Consider the following 21,115-nt stretch of genomic DNA (forward strand, 5'->3'; position numbering starts at 1 on the left):
AAGATCGTCGCAGCACACAGGGCGTTTTTTTAAAACTAAATACATCATACTGTGATATATTTGGAGGTATGACCTCCTCCAAACTCAGCAAAGCGGACTTCAACGCCCTCTCCGAATTCCGCTACCAGATGCGCCGTTTCGAGCGCTTTTCCGAAGATGTAGTGCAGGCTCAGGGCATCACGCCGCTGCAATACCTGCTGCTGCTGCACATCAAGGGCTACCCGGACCGCGACTGGGCCACGGTGGGAGAACTGGCCGAACGCCTGCAAGCCAAGCACCACGGCGTGGTCGCGTTGATCACGCGCTGCGAAGCCATGGGCCTGGTCGAACGCCGCCACAGCGCGATCGACCGCCGCCGCGTGGAAGTGCACCTGCTGCGCCAAGGCGAAACCATCCTCGCCCGGCTGGCGGAACAGCACCGCGTTGAGCTGCTGTCGCTGCAAGGCGTGTTCACCATACCGAATCTCCATCATGAATAACTACGATAGCCGCCGCGACTTCGACGGCCAGGCCAGGCTGCTGCTGATCACCAGCATCGCCGCCGTGGTCGGCGCCGTCAGCACCGTCACCGCCGACCTGCTGCTGCATGCGATCCGCTTCTTCACCAACCTGTTCTTCTTTCAGAAACTATCCACCGCCTTCACTTCGCCTGCCTTGCACACACTGGGCGCGTGGGTCATCGCGGTGCCGGTCATCGGCGGCCTGATCATCGGCCTGATCGCCCGCTACGGCTCGGAAGCGATACGCGGCCACGGCATCCCGGAAGCCATCGAAGCCATCCTGTTCAAGAAAAGCACCATGTCGCCCAAGGTCGCGGTATTGAAGCCGCTGGCTTCCGGCATCGCCATCGGCAGCGGCGGCCCGTTCGGCGCCGAAGGCCCGATCATCATGACCGGCGGCGCGGTTGGTTCGCTGATCGCCCAGCACTTCCACCTGAGCGCCGCCGAACGCAAGGCGCTGCTGGTGGCGGGCGCCACCGCCGGCATGACCGCCGTCTTCGGCACGCCAATCGCGGCGGTGCTACTGGCGGTCGAGCTGCTGCTGTTTGAACTGCGCCCGCGCAGCCTGGCGCCAGTGGCCATCGCCTGCGCGGTAGCGGGCTTCCTGCGACCGCTGCTGATCGAAAGCGGGCCGCTATTCCCGCTGCATACCGAAGCACTGCCGCCGTCAGCGCTGATCTCCTGTTTGATCGCCGGCGTGTTGTGCGGCATGCTGGCCTGGCTGCTGTCCACTGCGCTGTACCGCGTCGAAGACGGCTTTCACAAGCTGCCGGTGCACTGGATGTGGTGGCCGGCCATTGGCGGGCTGGCAATCGGCATCGGCGGGTATGTCGAGCCGCGCGCGCTGGGCGTCGGCTACGACGTCATCGCCGACCTGTTGAATAACCACATGGCCGCTGCGGCCATTCTGAGCCTGCTGATCGTCAAGGCCGTGATCTGGCTGCTGGCGCTCGGCTCAGGTACATCCGGCGGCGTGCTGGCGCCGCTGCTGATGCTGGGCGCAGGCCTGGGCGCGGTGCTCGGCCCTTACCTGCCGGGCGGCGAACCAGCCGTGTGGCCGCTGGTGTTCATGGCCGCCACGCTGGGCGGCATGATGCGCGCGCCGGTGATGGCGGTGGTGTTCGCCTTCGAGCTGACGCACGACGCCAACGCCCTGCTGCCGGTGCTGGCCACGGCCACCGTGGCCTATGCGTTCACGGTCGCCACCATGCACCGCTCCATCCTGACCGAGAAGATTGCCCGGCGCGGCCACCACATCTACCGCGAATACGGCATCGACCCGATGGAGCGCCACAGCGTGGCCGAAGTCATGACCAGCAGCGTCGACACCATCAGCGCCGACGCGCTGATCGAAGACGTGGTGCGCACGCACTTCCACGCCCATCCACGCCACCGCGCCTACCCGGTGGTGCGCGATGCTGTACTGGTCGGCATGCTGGACCGCGCTGGCATCAACAGCAAGCCAGGCGCACAGCGCGTCGGCGAACTGTTCGGCGTCAACGTGCCGATTGTCGCGCTGGCCGATGAAACCTGCCGTACGCTGGCCTCGCGGCTGGCGGTGCATGGCGTCGGCCGGCTGCCTGTGGTGGCCGACATGCAGTCGCGCCGGCTGATCGGTATCGTCAGCACCAGCGACTTGATGAAGCCCGCCCTCAGCCTGCACGACGAGGAATTGCAGCGGCAAACCGTGCGCCGGGTGAGGTTTTTCGGTAAGCCGGGCGCAGATATCGGATAATGTCGTTTTTGCCTGATGTTAGCTCGCCGTGCCCACCGATCCTACCCTTGCCGACCGCATCGAAGATGTCCTGCCGCAGACGCAATGCACCAAATGCGGCTATGAGGGCTGCCGTCCGTATGCGGAAGCCATAGCGGACGGCGCGGCCGAGATCAACCAATGCCCGCCCGGCGGCGCCGAGGGCATCGCCCGGCTGTCGTCAGTCACCGGCCGCAAGGTGATTCCGCTGAATCCGGTCAACGGGCTGGAACGGCCGCGCGCGGTAGCCTATATCGACGAATCGCTGTGCATCGGCTGCACGCTGTGCATCCAGGCCTGCCCGGTGGACGCGATTGTCGGCGCGGGCAAGCTGATGCACACCATAGTGCCGTCGCTGTGCACCGGCTGCGATCTGTGCGTGGCGCCCTGCCCGGTCGATTGCATCGTCATGTACCCGGTCACCGAAACCACCGGCTGGGCCGCATGGGCGCCAGCCGACGCCAACGCGGCGCGCGAACGCCACGACTTCCGCAACTTCCGCCTCAAGCGCGACAAGGAAGAAAACGACGCCCGCCTGGCCGACAAAGCCAAGGCAAAGATGGAAAAAGTGAATACCATCGATCCCGCCGACGCCGAATCGGCCGCCGCGCTGGAACGCAAGCGCGCCATCATCGCCGCCGCCATGGAGCGCGCGCGCCTGAAAAAAGAATCCGAGAACAAATGAACGCAGCCAAACGCTACGAAATGTTTGTGCGCTTCCGCGCCGCCAATCCCAAGCCCGTCACCGAACTGGAATACACCACCCCCTTCGAGCTGCTGATCGCCGTGCTGCTGTCGGCGCAGGCGACCGACGTCGGCGTCAACAAGGCCACGCGCAAGCTGTACCCGGTGGCCAACACGCCGCAAGCGATACTGGACATGGGTGAGGAGGAATTGAAGACCTATATCCAGACCATCGGCCTGTATAAAACCAAGGGCAAGAACGTCATCGCCACCTGCAAGATTTTGATGGAGAAGCACGGCGGCGAAGTACCGCAGGACCGCGAATCGCTGGAAGAGTTGCCGGGCGTGGGCCGCAAGACCGCCAACGTGGTGCTCAACACCGCCTTCGGCCAGCCGACGATGGCAGTGGACACGCACATCTTCCGCGTCTCCAACCGCACCGGCCTGGCGCCGGGCAAGAACGTCGACATCGTTGAACAGAAGCTGCTGAAATTCGTGCCGAAGGAATTCCTGCACGACGCCCACCACTGGCTGATCCTGCATGGCCGCTACACCTGCAAGGCGCGCAAGCCGGAGTGCTGGAACTGCATGCAGATCGACCTGTGCGACTACCGCGCCAAAACGCTGGCACCGGCCGGCGCCTGATGCGCCGGGCTTAGTCGACGGTGACCTCGAACACTTTGGCGCCCGCCGCGCCGGCCGAGGTAAGCTGCGGCCGCCATGGCCCGTTGATCACGGTAATGTGATCGACGCCCAGCTTGCGGAAGCCGTCGAGCGAGTAATACCAGCCCAGCATTTTGTCATCCTTGCCGTAGCGCTCCTCGTAGGCCGGCGTCTGCCCCAGGCGCGAGATCTTTTGCTGCACGCCGATGTCGGCGAAGAAGCCAGCTTCCAGTTGCACGTCTTTCGCCAGACTGGCCTTGATCTGCGACAGCATCGCCTCGCGCACCCAACGCCCGAGCGCCATGCCGTGGCTGGTCACACCGCCCTGGCTACGGATCAGCAGCACCGGCGGTTTCGTCGCCTCCGCGTCGTACAAGGCGAATGCCTGCTTGTTGGCCGCATCGCTGATCTTGCCGATGTAATTCAACTCGCCGCCAGCCATGAACACCTGCGTTTCCGGTTACGCCGCGCTCACTGCAACAGAGGCCAGCAGCACCGCTGCCGAAAGTAGGAAGCGCACCATCATACGAGCACCAGGTTGTCGCGGTGGATCAGCTCCTGGCCCTCGACGAAGCCGAGGATGGATTCGATCTCGCTCGACGGCTTGCGCATGATGCGGCGCGTTTCAGCGCTGGTGTAGTTCGACAGCCCGCGCGCCACCGGTACGCCGTCGGCATCGACGCAAGTGATTACCGCGCCGCGCCCGAATTCGCCTTTTACTTCCACCACACCAATCGGCAGCAGCGACTTGCCATCGCCGGTCAGCTTCTGCACCGCGCCGGCATCCAGCACCACCTGCCCTGCGGTATGTAAATGATCGGCCATCCACTGCTTGCGCGCGGTCAGATGCCCGGTCTGCGCCGCCAGCTCCGTGCCGATCAACTCCCCACCCGCCAGCCGCGCCAGCACTTCGCTCTCGCGGCCATAAGCGATCACCGTATGTGCCCCCGACTTGGCGGCGCGCTTGGCCGCCAGAATCTTGGTCAGCATGCCGCCGCGCCCCAAGCTGCTGCCAGCACCGCCAGCCATCGCCTCCAGCGCCGCATCGCCGGCGCGGCCATGCTGAATCAGTGTCGCCGACGGGTCCTTGCGCGGATCGGCGCTATACAAGCCCTGCTGGTCGGTGAGGATAATCAGCGCATCCGCCTCAATCAGATTGGCCACCAGCGCGCCCAGCGTATCGTTGTCGCCAAACTTGATCTCATCGGTGACTACCGTATCGTTCTCATTGATGATCGGGACCACGCCCAGGCGCAGCAAGGTGGTCAGCGTCGAACGCGCATTCAGATAACGTTCGCGGTCCGCCAGATCGGCGTGCGTCAGCAGCACTTGCGCTGTGCCCAGCTGGTGCGCGCGGAAGCTGGTTTCGTAAATCTGCGCGAGGCCCATCTGGCCGACGGCGGCGCAAGCCTGCAGTTCGTGGATATCGGTCGGGCGCTGCTCGAAGCCCAGGCGCAGCATGCCTTCGGCGATCGCGCCGGACGACACCAGCACCACCTGCTTGCCCAGCGCGCGCAGGCCGGCAATCTGCGCGGCCCAGCGCGCAATCGCGGCGTGATCGAGTCCGCGCCCATCATTGGTGACCAGCGACGATCCAACCTTGATGATGATGCGGTTTGCTTTTTGTATGACGGAATTCATAAGGCGACAATCTCAAAACAAGCGTAGGAAAATCTGCTGTGATTTGGCGGGCGGATTGCCCTGCTTTGCCGCTAACAGTCGCCGGCCCTGCGATGGCAGGACGGGCGCCGAGATGGAAAGACATAATCAGCTGATAACTGATTATGCCGGTGATGCAGGCACTAAGTCGAGCCTTTAGTCGATGATTTTGAAGCGAGGATCGTCCGGATCGATGGACGAAATGCCGCGCGCTTCTTCGGTCATGTGCACTTCTTCCGCGCGCTGTTCGGTGTGGCGGGTTTCTTCCAGATGCTTCTGGATCGCGTTGACCAGCTCCTGCGTGCCGTCGTGGCTCAGCGCGGAGATCTCGAACACCGGGCCCTTGAAGCCGAACTTCTTGACGAAGTCCTTGATCTTCTTGGCGCGCTCTTGTTCCGGCACCATGTCCAGTTTATTCAGCACCAGCCAGCGCGGCTTGTCGACCAGCTCTTCGTCGTACTTCTTGAGCTCATTGACCAGCGCCTTGGCCTCCTTGACCGGATCAACCGTCGCCTCGAACGGCGCCAGGTCGACAATGTGCAGCAGCAGGCCGGTACGCGACAGGTGGCGCAGGAACTGGTGACCCAGGCCGGCGCCTTCAGCCGCGCCTTCGATCAGGCCAGGAATATCGGCGATCACAAAGCTCTTCTCGTGCGACACGCGGACCACGCCCAGATTCGGGTGCAAGGTGGTGAACGGGTAATCGGCGATCTTCGGACGCGCGTTCGACACGGCGCTGATAAAGGTCGACTTGCCGGCGTTCGGCATGCCCAGCAGGCCCACATCGGCCAGCACCTTCAGCTCCAGGCGCAGCGTGCGGATTTCGCCTTCCTTGCCCGGCGTTTTCTGGCGCGGTGCGCGGTTGGTCGAGGTCTTGAAGTGGATATTGCCCCAGCCGCCCTCGCCGCCCTTGGCCAGCAGTTCCTGCTGACCGTGTTCGCTCAGGTCGGCCAGAATTTCGCCGCTGAGGTCATCGATGATCAGCGTGCCCAGCGGCATGCGCAGGAACATATCATCGGCGCCACGGCCATAGCAGTCGGCGCCACGGCCGGCTTCGCCGTTGCCTGCGCGGTGTACTTTGGAGAAGCGGAAATCGACCAAGGTATTGATGTTACGGTCCGCTACGGCCCAGATCGAGCCACCCTTGCCGCCGTCGCCGCCGTCAGGGCCGCCAAACGGGCGGAATTTTTCACGGCAAAACGACGAGCAGCCATTGCCGCCGTCACCACCGATTACTTCAATTTTTGCTTCGTCGATAAACTTCATGATGTACCGCCATAAAACTAAAAGGCTCTACCTAGTGGGCAGAGCCTTTCGATTGAAGGCTTGCGCCTTACAAACAGCCCGTCGCGTCCAGCGCGCGGGCCGTGAGCGTAAATTACGCTGCTGCTACTACGGTGACGTACTGTTTCGAGCCTGCGCCCTTAACAACAAACTTCACCACGCCGTCCACCAGAGCGAACAGGGTGTGATCTTTGCCGGTGCCTACGCCTTCGCCAGCGCGCACTGGGGTGCCGCGTTGACGAATGATGATGCCGCCTGCATTGATGGTTTGGCCGCCGTAGACTTTAACGCCCAGACGTTTTGATTCTGAGTCACGACCATTTCGCGTTGTGCCGCCGCCTTTTTTGTGTGCCATGCTAAAGCTCCTTGGATACTAAAAAGTGTCGATACGCTTAGGCGTTGATCGAAACAACTTGGATTTCGGTGTAGTTCTGACGGTGACCCTGATGCTTCTGGTAGTGCTTACGACGACGCATCTTGAAGATCGTCACTTTTTCGTGACGGCCGTGGGAAACAACAGTAACCAGAACCTTGGCACCTTCAACCAGCGGAGCACCGAACTTGATGCTATCGCCCGCGCCAACGGCGAGGACTTGGTCAATGGTGATTTCGGAACCAATGTCTGCCGGTATCTGTTCTACTTTAAGTTTTTCGCCAGCAGCAACTTTGTATTGTTTGCCACCGGTTTTTATGACCGCGTACATGATTTGAAACCTCTCAAATGTTTATAAAAATCCCCGGAGAAACCGGAGAACCGCAGATTATACACAGGAACAGAATTTGCGTCAAAAACTATTCACAAATGCCGGAGGGCGTGGTATGTCAGTCAATTTTATCGCGTGCGGCGCTTAACATTCGATCAAGATATGAATGGGAATCAAGGGCTAAAGCCCCTCTGCGCGGGGGCATGGCGTATAATTCCGGCACCAATAGTCTAACTGCACAGGTTCGCCTTGTCTGCCGCTACCCAAAACGTCACCCAAAACACCATCATCGAAACCATCGCCGCCGACATGGACGCGGTTAACTCGGTGATACGCCAACGCCTGCATTCCGAGGTTTCCCTCGTCAATCAGATTGCCGAATACATCATCAGCGCCGGTGGCAAACGCATCCGCCCGGTGCTGGTCCTGCTGGTAGCGAACGCTTACTCCTACAAAGGCACGGCGCACCACGAGCTGGCGGCCGTGGTGGAATTCATCCACACCGCAACCCTGCTGCACGACGACGTGGTCGACGAATCGTCGCTGCGCCGTGGCCGCGCCACCGCCAATGCACTGTTTGGCAACGCGGCGTCGGTGCTGGTCGGTGACTTCCTGTATTCGCGCTCCTTCCAGATGATGGTCGGCCTGAACAATATGCGCGTGATGCAGATCCTGTCGGACGCCACCAACGTCATCGCCGAAGGCGAAGTGTTGCAGCTGCTCAATATGCACGATCCGGACGTAACGCAAGAGCGCTACCTGCAAGTGATACGCTCCAAGACCGCCAAGCTGTTTGAAGCAGCGGCCGAGCTGGGCGCACTGGTAGCCGGCGCCAACGACGCCCAAATCGCCGCTGCCGGTGAATATGGCCGCTCGCTGGGCACCGCGTTCCAGCTGATCGACGACGTGCTCGACTACGCTGGCGACGCCAGCGAAATCGGCAAAAACGTCGGCGACGACCTGCGCGAAGGCAAGCCGACGCTGCCGCTGATCTACCTGATGGAAAACGGCACGCCGCAGCAGCGCGAGCTGGTCCGCTCGTGCATCGAAAACGGCGATGAGCAGCACTTCGACGCCATCCTGGCCGCAATCACCAGCAGCGGCGCGCTGGACTACACGCGCGAACAGGCGGTGATCGCCGCCCGCCGCGCCGCCGAAGCCATCGCCGACCTGCCGGACAGCGTCTACAAAGAATCCCTGCTGCAACTGGCCCACTTCTCGGTCCACCGCAACCACTAAACAACTCGGGATTTTTACAGAATCTCTTGTACCAGCTCGGAGGGACGGCACAGGCGCACGCCTTTGGCGGTGATGACGAATGGGCGCTCGATCAGGATCGGGTGCGCCATCATCGCGTCCAGCAGCGCTTCGTCCGACAGCGTGCTGTCGGCCAGGCCGAGTTCGGTGTATAGCTCGCCCTTGTTGCGCATCGCCTGGCGCACGGTGATGCCGGCTTTGGCGATCATGGCTTTCAACTCGGCGCGCGATGGCGGATTTTTGAGGTAGTCGATGATCTGTGGTTCGACGCCAGCCGCGCGGATCGCTTCCAGCGTTTTACGCGAGGTGCCGCAGGCGGTGTTGTGGTAGATGGTGATGCTCATGATGCTGCCCTTGTGCTGTATGACAAAGGCAGCATTATCGCCTAAAACTTCGTCGCCAGACTGACGCCCACACTGCGCGGCGCCAGCCGGTAACCCTGCACGATCGACGCCACCTGCGGATGCTGGATGATGGTGTCGTTGTCAAAAGCATTCTTCACAAACAGCGTGAACGCATACGCGCCCAAGGTCACGCCGGCGCTGAAGTTGGCCGTGTGATAGGACGGCCGGTCATGGTCGGTCTGCTCCGGATCAAGCGAGCCTTTGCTGGCGCCCACCCACTGCACGCCGCCCATCACAAACGCCGGCCGCTCCCACGCCGAGAAGTTATAGGTCGCATTCACCGCCGCGTTATATTTCGGCACGCCCTGTATCTGCGCGCCCGCCACTGCACCCACCACACCATTTTCGATGCCGACATCATTCGACAGCTCGGCCTTGACGTAGCCGCCCGATGCACTCAGCGTCAGCCCAGGCAGCGGCTTGGCCTTGATGTCGAACTCAAAGCCCCTGGTGGTGGCGTCGCCCGCATTGGCGTTGTAGGTGTAGGCGCAAGTCGGCAGGTACACGCCCTGCTGGATGTTCTTCCACTTCACGTAGAACACGTCCGCATTGACCGTCAGCCGGTTATTCAGGAAGCGCGACTTGCTGCCTACCTCATAGCTCCACAAGCTGTCCGGCGAATACGATGGCGGCCCGGCCGTGATGCCGTTCGCTTCCAGATCCTGGCCGCAGGTCGTAGTCGGCACATAGATGTTGGCGCCGCCCAGGCGGAAGCCCTTGGCCACACTGGTATAGACGGTATTGGTCGGATTGACTTCCCACGTCAATGCATACTTCGGCGTGAACGCGCTGGATGTCGTCTCGGCGCCGCTGTTGTTGCCTGCGCCAGCCAGGTAGTTGCCGTTGCGCTGTTCCAGCGTGGTGTTCGCCTTCAGGTAGCGCGCACCCACCGTGGCGTGCACCGACGGCGAGAAGTAGTAATTCAGCTCGCCGAAGATCGAGGCCTGCTTCTCGCGATAATGGAAGGCGCCGGCAAACGAGTTATCGTTCGGGAACTGGCCGGGACGCGCATCCGGCAGCAGCTCCGGGTCCGCAATATCAAAGCCGAACTGCCTGAACGTATCGGTCACGCCAAAGATCGGATCATTCTCGATGATGTTGGTGTTCTGGCGCGAGAAGTACGTTCCCGCCAGCCAGGTCCACGGCGATACCTTCTCGTCATACGGACGCGAAGCCAGGCGGAACTCCTGCGACACCTGGCGCACCTGGTTATTCAGATACACCGCCGACGGCAGCCCGGCAATCGCTTCAATCAGCTCCGGCGGCGCCTTGCCGCCATCGGCGGTTGAAGTCAGAAAGGTGGACAGCGAATAGCTGTTGTACGCCGAGCCGTTCTGCGTGCGGTCGAACTTGCGCTGGAAGTAGCTGGTGGCCGAGGTCAGGTCGAAGTCGCCCAGATCCCAGTTGACCGTCACACTGGGCGCCAGCAGCTTGTCGATCGACGGCTCGCGCACCTGCTTCTGCGCCTGGTACGGCGGCAGCTCCAGGTTAAACGCCGCAATGTCCTTGGCGTCGATGCGCTGGTAGTACACCGACGGCGTGACCGTCAGCGCGCGCGTCGGCCGCCACTTCAGCGAAGCGCGAAACTCCTGATCGCTGATCTTGTTGATGTTATTGGCGAGGACTTTGCCGTCGCCATCCACCTGATCGATATAGCCGCCAGTGTGCTGCGCCTGCACGCCGATGCGCAGCGCCAGCTCGTCGGCGATCAATGGGAAGTTGGCCACCACATTGGCCGCATAGTTCGCGCTGCCGCCCCTGGTGTTGGAGCCTTCGGTATAAGTGGTGAATTCACGCTCTTTCAAGTCCGGCTCATTCGGCACGAACTTGATGGTGCCGCCCATGGAACTGGCGCCGTACAGGGTTGCCTGCGGACCGCGCAGCACTTCCACCCGGTCGATATCGAAGAAGCGCGGCTCGATATTCCCCATGGTGTAGACGTTGCCCACGGTAACCGGCGTATCGCCCAGATAGATGCCCACCGTGGCCGCGCCGGCGGTGGAGCTGATGCCGCGTATCTCCACATTCGACGTGCCCGGCCCGGCCCCGCCATTGCCGCTGGCGGCGGTGAACGAGATATTCGGCACCACGCGCGTCAGATCGGTGATGTCGCGCACATGCTCCGCCTGCAGCTGCGTACCGGTGACGGCGCTGATACTCATCGCCACCTTGGCCGGGTCTTCCTTGCGCTTCTGCGCCGTCACCTTGACGACTTCGATTTCGTCCGAAGGCTGCTGCGCCCATGCCGGTGCGCTGAAGGCCGCCAGCACGGCGGTGGCGATGAATGTGCGTCGAATGTCCATGTCCGATCTTCTCCTTGGCGCCCCAAAATTGGGCATTTTGCTTATATTTACCACATTGGTATTTTGATAAAGCAAAATCTTTGCCAAGTGTCGGTTATTTGAAACGCTTGCTGGTGCTTGCGCGTAGCTGCGCTCGCAATAGGCCGCGGGAGTTGGCCAGCCCATATTGCCGTTTGCGTAATCAGGCGCTAAGCCCTGGCAAAGCCGCAGGATCGACGGCGGGATTATCGAATCACAAAAGTGATTAATGGTGGCCGGCCGTTGACAGTATTTGTACGGATACAGATACTCGTTGCACGAAAATTACACGCAGAAGATGGAGATCATGTCACTGAGCCGACGCAGCCTTCTCAAGTCCGCCGCCTTGCCCGCAGTTGCGACGAGTATGCGGCGCTTTGTCATATTGGCTTTGCTGGCCAGCGCGTGCGCGCAGGTGGCTGCGGCCGATGCATGGCATTTCGCTTTTGGCGAAAGCAAGCCGGCTGCTGGTCACACTGCGGTGCGGGCGGAGATGATGTACGACGCCCAGCGAGGCTACGGCTTTGAGGCTGGCGCCGAGGTACATGATGCCGCCAGCTATCTCACCAGCGAGAAGCCCTTCTTCTTTTCCGCCGATCTGCCGGAGGGGAATTACAACGTGACTGTCACGCTGGGCGGCACTCAGGCGGCCAGCACCACTGTCAAGGCGGAGTTGCGCCGCTTGATGCTGGAAGGTGTGAAGACTGCACCGGGTGCGGTCACGACGCGCACTTTTACGGTGAATATCCGTACGCCACGCATTCCCACTGCGGCGGGTGTGGCGGCCGGCGCAGTCCAGCTAAAGGTGCCGCGCGAGACTGTGCAGGAGGCTTGGGCATGGGATCGCCGGCTCACGCTGGAGTTTAACGGTGAGCATCCCGCCATCCGCGCCATCGATATCGCGCCGGTAAAGACGCCTACACTATTCCTGCTGGGCGACTCCACGGTATGCGATCAGCCGGGCGAGCCTTATAGCAGTTGGGGGCAGATGCTGCCACGCTTTCTGAAGCCCGGCATCGCGGTCGCCAATCACGGCGAGTCCGGCGAAACCTACCGCGACTCGCTGGCGCGGCGGCGGCTGGATAAGATTCTCAGTGCCATGCGGCCTGGGGATACGGTGCTGATGCAATTCGGTCATAACGATCAGAAGCAGATCAAGGAAGGCAAAGGCGGCCCATTCACTACCTATAAGGACGAGATCCGTGCGCATGTAGAAGCGATCCGTGTCCATGGTGGCGTGCCGGTGATTGTCTCGTCGATGGAGCGCCGCCGCTTTGACGATAACGGCAAAGTGGTTCCCACCTTGACGGACTACGCAAACGCCGCGCGCCAATCGGCGCAGGAACTCCGAGTCGCATTCATCGATCTGAATGCAATGAGCAAGTCGTTTTACGAAGCGCTGGGACCCGACAAATCCGCCGCAGCCTTTGCGGAACCGCTGCCCGGCAAGATCGATAACACGCATCACAACAGCTACGGCAGCTATCAGCTGGCGCAAGCGGTGCTGACCGGGCTGCGTCAGACAGGCCTGCCGGTCGCCGCTTATATCGCCGATGGATATGGCAACTTCGATCCCGCGCACCCAGATCAAGTGGCCACCTTCCATATTCCGCCAAGCCCTAACTTCACTCATCAGCGACCACTCGGTGACGAGCAAAACGCAGCGGCACAAGGATATTTGTTCACCTACTTCATCGGTAATGGCGAGGATGGCCTGCATTTGGCCGCCAGCGACGATGGCTACCGCTGGGAGAAGCTGGGCCAGGGCCGCAGCTTCCTCAAGCCGGAAGTCGGGACGGCAAAGCTGATGCGCGATCCCTGCATCGTGCGCGGGCCGGACGGCGTGTATCACATGGTGTGGACTACGGGCTGGAAGGAGAACAATATCGGCTACGCCTCATCCACAGATTTGATCCACTGGTCAGCGCAGCGTGCGCTGCCAGTCATGGCGCATGAAGCGGGCACGCTGAACGCCTGGGCGCCGGAGATTATCTACGATGAACAGCACAGCGAATACCTGATCTTCTGGGCTTCCACCGTAACGGGAAAATTCGCGCAGACCGATGGTTCGTCCGAGGACAAGTACAACCACCGCATGTACGCCACCACGACCAGGGACTTCGTCGCCTTCACGCCCACCAGGCTGTTCTACGATCCCGGCTTCAGCGTGATCGACGCCACTTTCCTGCGCTCCAACGGCAAGCAGTACCTGCTAGTCAAGGATGAGACGCGTAATCCGCCACGCAAATACCTGCAAATCGCGGAGGCACCGGATGTGCGCGGCCCGTTCGGCAAACTGAGTCAGCCCATCTCCGCGCCCGGCGTCTGGGTAGAAGGCCCGACAGCCATTCAGATCGGCGACAACACCATCATTTATTTTGATGCATACAAGGACAAGCACTACGGCGCATTGCGTTCGCGTGACATGCTGCACTGGGAAGATGTGAGCAAGCAGATGTACTTCCCCGACGAAGGTACGCCGCAGCGCATCCGCCACGGCACCGTCATCGCAGCACCCAAAGAACTGCTGGACAGCCTGCGCAAGGCTAATTAACATTTATATCAGCTTTTTACAAAACAGAAATACGCCAGCAACAAGATGCCTTTATAGTCGCAATGATGCAAACTCCCCTCTCCCCAGCCGGTCTGGCCGGACTGACGTTGCTGTGCGCCGGCGTCGCGGCCCAGGCACAGACGCAGTCTGCCCCGCCTACCGCGCCAGCAACGCCCGCCAAACCCGCCGTGACGGCGGAAGCCAGCAAAAAGCCCGAGGAAAAGCCGGCCGACGACAGCACCATGCAGCGCATCGAAGTGGTGGCGCAAAGGCCGAATGAGCAGATCGACCGCTCCGTCTACGATCTCAAACAGGAAGTGATCACGCCCGCCGCCTCCGCCGCCGACGTTATTGCCAACGTCCCCAACGTCACAGTGGACCAGGATGGCAAGGTCGCCATTCGCGGCAATCAGAACACGCAGATTTTCGTCGACGGCAAACGCTCGGCGATGTTCTCCGGCGCGAACGCCGGTGATGCGCTGAACAGCTATCCGGCCGAAGCGCTGGAGAGCGTCGAGGTGATTACGGTGCCGGGCGCGGAATTCGGCTCCGAGGGCGGCGGCGGTCCTATCCTCAACCTGATTACGCGCCGCGTGCGTCCCAAGGGCGGCCAGGGCGCCGTCAGCGCAGGCATCGGACCGAACGGCCGCCACAACGCGTCAATAGTCGGCAGCTACAACGAAGGCCGCTATCAGATCGAGGGGCAGGCAGGCGTCAACCGCAACGTGAACGAGCGGACCGGCTGGTCCAATTCGGTGGTCAACAGCGGCATCAGCACCTCGTCCACCCTGCGCGAAGGATCGAGCCGCTCGAACTCCAACACTTTCATGTTGAATCCGACCTTTACCTACAACGTCGGTGAAACGGACCGCGCGCGGCTGGCGCTCAACTACAACCGCACCAACAGCGATAACGAATCGCTGTATGACTACCTGACCTATCAAGGCGCACCGACGCCTTACCAGCAATACCGGCAGCGCAGCAATGGCGACAGCCACATGACGGTGTATCAGCTGGCGTTCACCTACGAACAAAAGTTCAACCGCACCGATAAGCTGACCTACGATTTCCGCACCTCCGGCAACGACCGCGAGGGCGAGAACCGGAACCTGAACAGCTATACCATCCTGCCGCCAACCGGACCGCGCGCGCAATTCCTGAACGGGAATAACAACACCAGCCGCCTGAGCGAACTCGGTATGGACTACACCAAGGCGATCACGCCGATGGTGCTGCTGACGGCTGGCGTCAAGGCCAGCGTCAACACCGGCCAGACCGATGCGGATTACTTCAACATCGATCCGCTGACCGGCGAGGAGATCATCGACGTCAACCGCGCCAGCGCGTTCAAGACCACCGAGCATTCCTACGCGGCCTACTTCACCGCCAACACCAAGCTGTCCGACCACTGGACCGTCAAGCCTGGTTTGCGCTACGAGAAAATCAATCGCGACATTGATTACATCAACCAGAACAATTCCAGCGGCGACAGCAGCAAGCGGCTGATGCCGAGCATGTACGTCCAGTACGCGTGGGGAGAACTGGGCAACTCGACCTTGACCGGCGCGTTCACCCGCCGCATCACGCGTCCATCGCTGGCGGACATCAACCCGAACGTCCAGTATGTGAACGACACCAGTTACACGCTGGGCGATCCACGCATCGCGCCCATGCATGGCGATAAGTACGAACTCAAATACGACGATAAATCGGGCTGGCTGAATTACACCATCACGCCGTACCGCGAGAAGGATTCGCCGCTGATCGGCCGCGCCTTGACACCGGTGCCCGGCACGGCCATCGTGATCAGCGAGGCGATGAACTATGGTGCGAAGACCACCAACGGCATCAGCATCAACGTCCAGGGCCGCCCTGACCGTTCGCTGAACTTCGGCGCGACCATCAATCTCCAGCATCTGACCCAGTCTGTATTGGCGAATCAGTACAACACCGACGGCACCCGCTACACCAAGGAATACGAACTGGTTTCCAATCCCAAGATCGTGCAGCTGCGCGCGCAATACACGACGGGGGACCACACTTTCCAGCTGAACGGGAATTACAACGGCAAGCGCCTGAATGGCTTGAGCCAGGTCGATTCGACCTGGCAGGTCAATCCCGGCTGGAGCTGGCGTCTCGCACCTGGCATCACGCTGCGCTCCAGTATTCGCGATCTGTTCAACAGCAACGTGAATCACAACATCCAGTATTCGGACACCGTGCAGTCGGAGAGCTACAGCAAGCAGGCGGGCCGCATCTACACCGTGGCGCTGAGCTTTAGCCTGGGCGGCGTGAGCGGCGATTCACGCCTGCGTAACGGCGGCAATATGTTCCGGGGCCAGCCGGGCGAAGGCGGACCTCGCGGTCCCGGCCCTGGCGGTAATGGCGGTGAAAGCGGTGGCGGCTCGCGCGGCTTCCCTGGCTAAGCTGCACCGCCTACTTCCCGCCTACTTCTTGAAGTAGGCGGATAAGGGATTTCCCGGTAATACTTTCAGCGTCTCGACTACGCGCAAGGCATTGAAACGCGCGCCGGCGTCGTTGGTGTGGGTGCGCGCGTCGGCAAAGAAGCTATCGACAATCAGGCCGCCCACATCGCGGTATGCATGCGTGACCGTCATCGTCAGGTCGCCGAACAAGGCGCCGCCCTTGCGCGCTACTTCCTCGTCCCACTGCGCGTAGTTGGCGAAGTCGCGGCCTGGCCGCCACGCATCGCGGTGCGGCACCGGCGACAGCAGGATCACTGTCGCCCCCCTGGCGCGTGCATCGGCAACGTAACGCGCCATATACCAGCCGAAGCTGTGCACCAGCTCCTTGCTACCATCCGGCCGCGTATCTTCGACCGTTTCATCGCCGGTACCGGGCACCGAGCCGCGATTCTTGGCGGCCGGATCACCTATGCGGCCGACATCGTTGTGCCCGAACTGGATCACCACAAAGTCACCGCGCCTGACTTGCGCCAGCACCTCGTCCCAGCGTCCTTCGGTAAAGAAGGTGCGGCTGCTGCGGCCGCCAATGGCGTGGTTGACGACATTGATTTTCGTGGTGTCGAAATACGGCGCCAGGCGCTCGCCCCAACCGACAGCGCCATTGACGCCGCCGCTTTTCACGGTCGAATCACCGACCAGGAACAGAGTCGGTAGCGCTGGGTCGCGCGGCTTGTCGGCATCCGTCCTTGATGCATCGGCCACCGGCCGTTCATCTTCCGCAGCCGGTATCGCCAGGCCGGCAGCACGCAGCGTCTTTAGTCCAGCCACCACGGCACGCGCATTCAGCTCGGCGCCAGCCAGGTTGGTATGCGTATATTCGTCCGGCGTGGTTTGCGGGAACAGCCGCATCACCGCGTCACGGCCTAGCGCATCGTACTGGCCGGCTAGCTGCTCATTCAGATCGATAAAGCCGACCTGCTGCTGGCGCGCCACCTGCTCCGCCCAGCCGGCGTAGCTGTCGCGGTTGCGAACGATCTTGCCGCTGGCATCCCAGGTCTTGCGTGGCACCGGCGAGCAGATCACGGCAATCGCGCCGCGCGCCTTGATCGCGGCGACGTAGTGGCGCAAGTACCAGCCGTAGCTGTGCACCGTCTCACGCTTGCCGGTCAGGAGGTTGTCGATTTCCTCGCGCTCATCGCCAACACCTTTGATGGTGCCGCGCGCGCGGCTATTGTCGTTGATCGCGCTGCTGTCGTTGTGGCCGAACTGGATCAGTACCACATCGCCCGCCTTGATATAGGCCAGCGTGCGTTCCCAATGGCCGCCGGTCAGATACGTGCGGCTGCTTAAGCCGCCAATCGCGCGGTTGACCACATTTACCTTGGCCGCATCAAAATGAGCAGCCAGCGGATTGCCCCAGCCCCACTGCCCCGCCGCGCCCAGGCCCTGGCCATCATCGCGGCCATTGCGCACCGTGGAGTCGCCGATCAGGATCAGTGACGGCAAGCTGGGATTGGCAGGTTCTGGCAAGACGATCTGCGCGCGTGCCGGGTCGGTATTGACGGCGGCAGGCACGGCCTGGACGATGGCTGCCGTGGCGCAGCACCACAGCAGCAAGGCGGCGAGGCGGCGGCCCGGCATCAGTTCTTCACCGAGACACTGAGGAAGTAGCGCCGGCCAGACCACGCCACTTCATTCACACGGAAGGCGGTGCCGCCATCCGTCGTCTGCGCCTGGTCGGTCAGGTTCTTGCCTTCCAGCGAGATGGTGATATTTTTGTTATAGCGCCACTGCAGCTTCGCATCCAGGTAGCCGGTCTTTTGCTGGAACACCGGATTACCCGCCACGTCGGCGCCGCCGGTGTAGAAGCGGTCGCGGTAGTTGTAGGCAATGCGCGCATTGACATCGCCCAGGTCATACCAGACCGCCGCGTTATAGCTGTTCTTCGACAGGCCAGGATAAGTCAGCTCGGTGCCGTCGAGCGGATTAATCAGCGCCGTACCCGGTGCGTACTTGTAGTTCATGCGGGTGTAGTTCATATCCAGACCCAGACCGCGCGCATAGCCCGGCAGGAAGGTCAGCGCCTGGCGCCAGGTCAGTTCGACGCCGTTGGTGGTGGCGCCCTGCCCGTTCATCGGGCCGGTCACGTCGAAACCGAGGCCATTGTGGAACAGGTCAACATTCTTGCGCAGTGCCTTGTCGACGATATAGCTGTCGATCTCTTTCCGGAAAAAGCCGGCCGTCAGCTGGGTATCCGCGCTTGGGTAGTATTCCAGGCTCAGGTCCTTGTTGGTGGCGCGATAGGGCTTAAGGTCTGGATTGCCGGCAGTGCAATCGTCGGTGCCATCGCCGCCCACCAGGTTGGATCCGCTGCCGAGAATGCACGACGCCGCCGGCACCAGCTTGTCAATCGCCGGACGCGCCATCACCTTGCCCCAGCCCAGGCGCAGCATGAACTGGTCAGGGATCAGCCACATCATGACGTTGGCGCTCGGCAGATAATCGTGGTACTTGCTGTCGACGCTGACGATACCATTGCTGATCACCGTATCGGTATAAGCGGTGCCGTTGCCGGTTGGCGTACGCACGGTCAGCTTGTTCAGGCCAGTCGAGGTGTTGCGCGTGCCGGTATAGCGCACGCCGATATTACCCCACAGGTTACGGTCAAACAGTTCCGTGTCGAAGTCGGCGCGCATGTAGGCCGAGCGTATCTCCTCCTTGACCTTGAAGGTCGGGATTTGTGGATATACCTTGCTGTCGTTGCCGGTGGCCGAATACACGCTGTCGAAGTTGAAGTGCGAGGTATCGAAGTACTGCAACGCATTGTTGTACACCGGCGTCATCCAGCCGGACGGCACATTGCTGACACCGTCGTAGCCACCGAAGAAGGTGCCTGGCGTGCGGCCCGCTACCGCCGCGATCAACGCGGCCATATCCGTCTTGCTCACATACTTGTCGTTGTAGTAGAAGTTTGGATAGCCCGGCACCGAACTGCCGCGCAGCTTGCCAGTGGTATTGAAGGGGTCGAACAGGATGGTCGAGTTGACGTTGGCCGATGGTACATAGATGTCATCGCTCGTGATGGCCGTGCCGTTATTACTGACCATATAGCCGCCACCATCGTAGCGCTGCGAATCGGAACGGCGTCCCTGAGCGCCGAACCAAAGCTTGCTGAAGAACGGTGTGCTCAAACGGTATTTGAAATCCAGCTTGGCCTGATCTTCGGTGTTCTTGGTCTCGTAAGGACGGTATTGCAACTGCGCCTGTACGTAGGAATTCGGATCATCTGGCGAATAGCCGGCCGGGAAGGTAAAGTGCGGCAAGCCTTGTGCGTCCAACTGGACCTTCAGGCCAGGCGCATTCTGCGTCAGCACGATCGAGTTGGTCTCATTGTGGTACTTCGACTTGGAACTATTCAGCAAACCTTCCACTTCCAGGTCGCCGCGCTTGAAATTGAAGCCGGTGCTGAGATAGTCCGAACCGATCTTCAGCTTGAAGTCGCGTGCCGAGGTACTGAACGCGCCCTGGCCGCCGGTACCGCCGATGTACAGGCAGTCGCCGACCGTGTATTCGGTAACGACGTGATTGCTGACCACCATGCCGGATGGCGTGGTGGCCGGTAAAGCGGTACAGGTGCCTGTGCCGGTATTCGGCACGCCGGTTGCAGGGTTGTAAACCGGCGCGATGCCGGCGCTGGACAAGCGTGTCAGTGCACTGAAATCGGTGCCGTAGTTGCGGTCGTTCAGGCGCTGGTCCTGGTCATTGCGCTGATAGCTGACAAACGCATTCAGCTCGTTGCTGAACTTGTATTGCGCGGTCAGTTCGGCCGAGGTGCGCTTGTGGTCGCGGGTCCAGATGCCGTAGCGCGACGTACCAGGGTTGTAGTCATACCATTGCTGCTGGCAGGCGGTCTTCTGCGCGGCGGTCAGCGTGCTGGCCGAGCAGCCGGCCACGGTGCCGATGGCGGCCACCGCCGGATCGAGCGAGGTGACGGTTTTCTCCGGCGAGAAATCCCAGTCACGCAGGAAACGCCAGCTGGTGTTGCGGCTGTAGTCATTCTGTGTGAACACCTTGTCGTAGACGATGTTGGCCATCAGGCCAAGACGTCCATCCATGAACTTGTCGACCCACAGCAGGCTGGGACGCGGCTGCACGCCGCCACGGCTGGTCGAGTGTTCCCCCGCCACCGTGGCTGCGATCGTCATCTCCTTGAAGTCCAGCGGCTTGCGCGTGCGGATCAGCACCGTGCCGCCGACACCGCCCTCGGTCAGGTCGGCAGTGGTGCCCTTGTACACATCAATCGACGCAATCAGCTCGGACGCCAGCTCGCGCAGCTCGGCGCCACGGCCGGCGTTGCCGTTGGTGCCCAGGACGGACATACCGTTGATCTCAATGCGGTTCAGGTCCGGCGCCACACCACGGATCGACACTTGCGAGCCTTCACCGAAATCGCGGGTCAACTGCACGCCGGTGATGCGCGACAGCGCCTCGCCCACGTTCTTGTCCGGGAACTGGTTGATGTCTTCCGCGACAATCGAATCCGACACCGTGGCGTTGCGGATCTTGCGGTCAATCGCGGACGCCACCGCCTTGCGGGTGCCGACCACCATCACTGTGGTAGTCGCATCCTTGTCCTGCGTGGCGCTGGGCGTAGCGGTTTCGGTTTGCGCCATGGCGGCGTTACTGGCCAGGATAGCCATTGCCGACGCGACGGCAACAGCAATCGCTGGGCGTGCCAGGCTACTGGCATGAGTCAAAGACTTGCGCATATTATCTCCCCCGTTTGTTTTTTTGATCAGCTTGTGGCTGCATTCTAGGGGCGACTTGAGCGAAATTTTCACCTGCTTATCAAAGAATCAAAATGATGATTACAGCAGGTTCAGGCGGTGGCGTCGCTGGTGATCAC

Annotated in this window: 16 protein-coding genes; 7 read left to right on the forward strand and 9 right to left on the reverse strand. The window is 61.4% G+C overall.

Annotation, left to right across the window (positions count from 1 at the left end; translation table 11 throughout):
- Window positions 1-68 precede the first annotated feature (68 nt).
- The 4 genes from KW842_RS11090 to nth are packed head-to-tail and all read left to right on the forward strand — an operon-like array spanning window position 69 to window position 3,582.
- Window positions 69-479 carry a MarR family winged helix-turn-helix transcriptional regulator gene (locus tag KW842_RS11090; RefSeq protein ID WP_218304135.1) on the forward strand — a complete coding sequence of 137 codons (411 nt, stop codon included), beginning with the start codon at window positions 69-71 and terminating at the stop codon, window positions 477-479.
- On the forward strand, window positions 472-2,235 hold the full coding sequence (locus tag KW842_RS11095; RefSeq protein WP_218304136.1) for a chloride channel protein: 1,764 nt from the start codon (window positions 472-474) through the stop codon (window positions 2,233-2,235). Before KW842_RS11090 ends, KW842_RS11095 begins: the two co-directional genes overlap by 8 nt.
- A 28-nt stretch (window positions 2,236-2,263) precedes the next feature.
- On the forward strand, window positions 2,264-2,938 hold the full coding sequence (gene rsxB / locus KW842_RS11100; RefSeq protein ID WP_218304137.1) for an electron transport complex subunit RsxB: 675 nt from the start codon (window positions 2,264-2,266) through the stop codon (window positions 2,936-2,938).
- Window positions 2,935-3,582 (forward strand): endonuclease III, encoded by a 648-nt coding sequence (gene nth, locus KW842_RS11105; protein WP_218304138.1) that lies wholly within the window; start codon window positions 2,935-2,937, stop codon window positions 3,580-3,582. The genes rsxB and nth overlap by 4 nt, the downstream gene beginning before the upstream one ends.
- 10 nt (window positions 3,583-3,592) lie before the next feature.
- Here the strand turns inward: nth and KW842_RS11110 are convergent, their stop codons facing one another.
- From KW842_RS11110 to rplU, 5 genes are all read right to left on the reverse strand, one after another.
- A complete protein-coding gene (locus KW842_RS11110; RefSeq protein ID WP_218304139.1) occupies window positions 3,593-4,048 on the reverse strand; it encodes a hypothetical protein in 456 nt (151 codons plus the stop codon).
- A 74-nt stretch (window positions 4,049-4,122) separates the two neighbouring features.
- Complete coding sequence (proB, locus tag KW842_RS11115; protein WP_218304140.1) at window positions 4,123-5,241, reverse strand: glutamate 5-kinase; 1,119 nt, start codon at window positions 5,239-5,241, stop codon at window positions 4,123-4,125.
- 174 nt (window positions 5,242-5,415) lie between these two features.
- Window positions 5,416-6,525, reverse strand: a complete 1,110-nt coding sequence (gene obgE, locus KW842_RS11120; RefSeq protein WP_218304141.1) for a GTPase ObgE — start codon at window positions 6,523-6,525, stop codon at window positions 5,416-5,418.
- Between the two features lie 112 nt (window positions 6,526-6,637).
- A complete protein-coding gene (gene rpmA / locus KW842_RS11125; protein ID WP_019921557.1) occupies window positions 6,638-6,898 on the reverse strand; it encodes a 50S ribosomal protein L27 in 261 nt (86 codons plus the stop codon).
- Window positions 6,899-6,935: 37 nt separating this feature from the next.
- Complete coding sequence (rplU, locus tag KW842_RS11130; protein WP_154361142.1) at window positions 6,936-7,247, reverse strand: 50S ribosomal protein L21; 312 nt, start codon at window positions 7,245-7,247, stop codon at window positions 6,936-6,938.
- A gap of 249 nt (window positions 7,248-7,496) precedes the next feature.
- Here rplU and ispB point away from each other — a divergent pair, with 249 nt between their 5' ends.
- Window positions 7,497-8,486, forward strand: a complete 990-nt coding sequence (gene ispB / locus KW842_RS11135) for an octaprenyl diphosphate synthase (RefSeq protein ID WP_218304142.1) — start codon at window positions 7,497-7,499, stop codon at window positions 8,484-8,486.
- Window positions 8,487-8,500: 14 nt separating this feature from the next.
- Here ispB and arsC read toward each other — a convergent pair whose 3' ends face one another.
- Both arsC and KW842_RS11145 read right to left on the reverse strand, forming a co-directional pair.
- Entirely contained in the window at window positions 8,501-8,848 is a 348-nt protein-coding gene (arsC, locus tag KW842_RS11140; protein WP_218304143.1) for an arsenate reductase (glutaredoxin), read from the reverse strand.
- Window positions 8,849-8,889: 41 nt separating this feature from the next.
- Entirely contained in the window at window positions 8,890-11,211 is a 2,322-nt protein-coding gene (locus KW842_RS11145; protein WP_218304144.1) for a TonB-dependent receptor, read from the reverse strand.
- Between the two features lie 325 nt (window positions 11,212-11,536).
- On the opposite strand from KW842_RS11145, the gene KW842_RS27480 reads away from it, so the two are divergent.
- Together KW842_RS27480 and KW842_RS11155 are read left to right on the forward strand one after the other, a co-directional pair.
- Entirely contained in the window at window positions 11,537-13,783 is a 2,247-nt protein-coding gene (locus KW842_RS27480; protein ID WP_229223618.1) for a GDSL-type esterase/lipase family protein, read from the forward strand.
- Window positions 13,784-13,845: 62 nt separating this feature from the next.
- Window positions 13,846-16,209 carry a TonB-dependent receptor domain-containing protein gene (locus tag KW842_RS11155; RefSeq protein ID WP_218304145.1) on the forward strand — a complete coding sequence of 788 codons (2,364 nt, stop codon included), beginning with the start codon at window positions 13,846-13,848 and terminating at the stop codon, window positions 16,207-16,209.
- Window positions 16,210-16,230: 21 nt separating this feature from the next.
- Here the strand turns inward: KW842_RS11155 and KW842_RS11160 are convergent, their stop codons facing one another.
- Both KW842_RS11160 and KW842_RS11165 read right to left on the reverse strand, forming a co-directional pair.
- A complete protein-coding gene (locus tag KW842_RS11160) occupies window positions 16,231-17,850 on the reverse strand; it encodes a rhamnogalacturonan acetylesterase (protein ID WP_218304146.1) in 1,620 nt (539 codons plus the stop codon).
- Window positions 17,850-20,978 carry a TonB-dependent receptor gene (locus KW842_RS11165; protein ID WP_218304147.1) on the reverse strand — a complete coding sequence of 1,043 codons (3,129 nt, stop codon included), beginning with the start codon at window positions 20,976-20,978 and terminating at the stop codon, window positions 17,850-17,852. The genes KW842_RS11160 and KW842_RS11165 overlap by 1 nt, the downstream gene beginning before the upstream one ends.
- Between the last annotated feature and the right edge of the window lie 137 nt (window positions 20,979-21,115).

It is taken from the genome of Duganella sp. sic0402 (genome assembly GCF_019219065.1).
In the GTDB taxonomy this organism is placed as follows: Bacteria; Pseudomonadota; Gammaproteobacteria; order Burkholderiales; family Burkholderiaceae_D; genus Rugamonas.

Excerpts from the sequence above, each read along its gene's own strand:
- KW842_RS11145 (WP_218304144.1), bottom strand. The coding sequence starts at position 11,211 with ATGGACATTCGACGCACATTCATCGCCACCGCCGTGCTGGCGGCCTTC.
- rpmA (WP_019921557.1), bottom strand. The coding sequence starts at position 6,898 with ATGGCACACAAAAAAGGCGGCGGCACAACGCGAAATGGTCGTGACTCA.
- KW842_RS11160 (WP_218304146.1), bottom strand. The coding sequence starts at position 17,850 with ATGCCGGGCCGCCGCCTCGCCGCCTTGCTGCTGTGGTGCTGCGCCACG.
- rplU (WP_154361142.1), bottom strand. The coding sequence starts at position 7,247 with ATGTACGCGGTCATAAAAACCGGTGGCAAACAATACAAAGTTGCTGCT.
- arsC (WP_218304143.1), bottom strand. The coding sequence starts at position 8,848 with ATGAGCATCACCATCTACCACAACACCGCCTGCGGCACCTCGCGTAAA.
- nth (WP_218304138.1), top strand. The coding sequence starts at position 2,935 with ATGAACGCAGCCAAACGCTACGAAATGTTTGTGCGCTTCCGCGCCGCC.
- KW842_RS11095 (WP_218304136.1), top strand. The coding sequence starts at position 472 with ATGAATAACTACGATAGCCGCCGCGACTTCGACGGCCAGGCCAGGCTG.
- obgE (WP_218304141.1), bottom strand. The coding sequence starts at position 6,525 with ATGAAGTTTATCGACGAAGCAAAAATTGAAGTAATCGGTGGTGACGGC.
- KW842_RS11165 (WP_218304147.1), bottom strand. The coding sequence starts at position 20,978 with ATGCGCAAGTCTTTGACTCATGCCAGTAGCCTGGCACGCCCAGCGATT.
- KW842_RS11155 (WP_218304145.1), top strand. The coding sequence starts at position 13,846 with ATGATGCAAACTCCCCTCTCCCCAGCCGGTCTGGCCGGACTGACGTTG.
- KW842_RS11090 (WP_218304135.1), top strand. The coding sequence starts at position 69 with ATGACCTCCTCCAAACTCAGCAAAGCGGACTTCAACGCCCTCTCCGAA.
- proB (WP_218304140.1), bottom strand. The coding sequence starts at position 5,241 with ATGAATTCCGTCATACAAAAAGCAAACCGCATCATCATCAAGGTTGGA.
- KW842_RS27480 (WP_229223618.1), top strand. The coding sequence starts at position 11,537 with ATGTCACTGAGCCGACGCAGCCTTCTCAAGTCCGCCGCCTTGCCCGCA.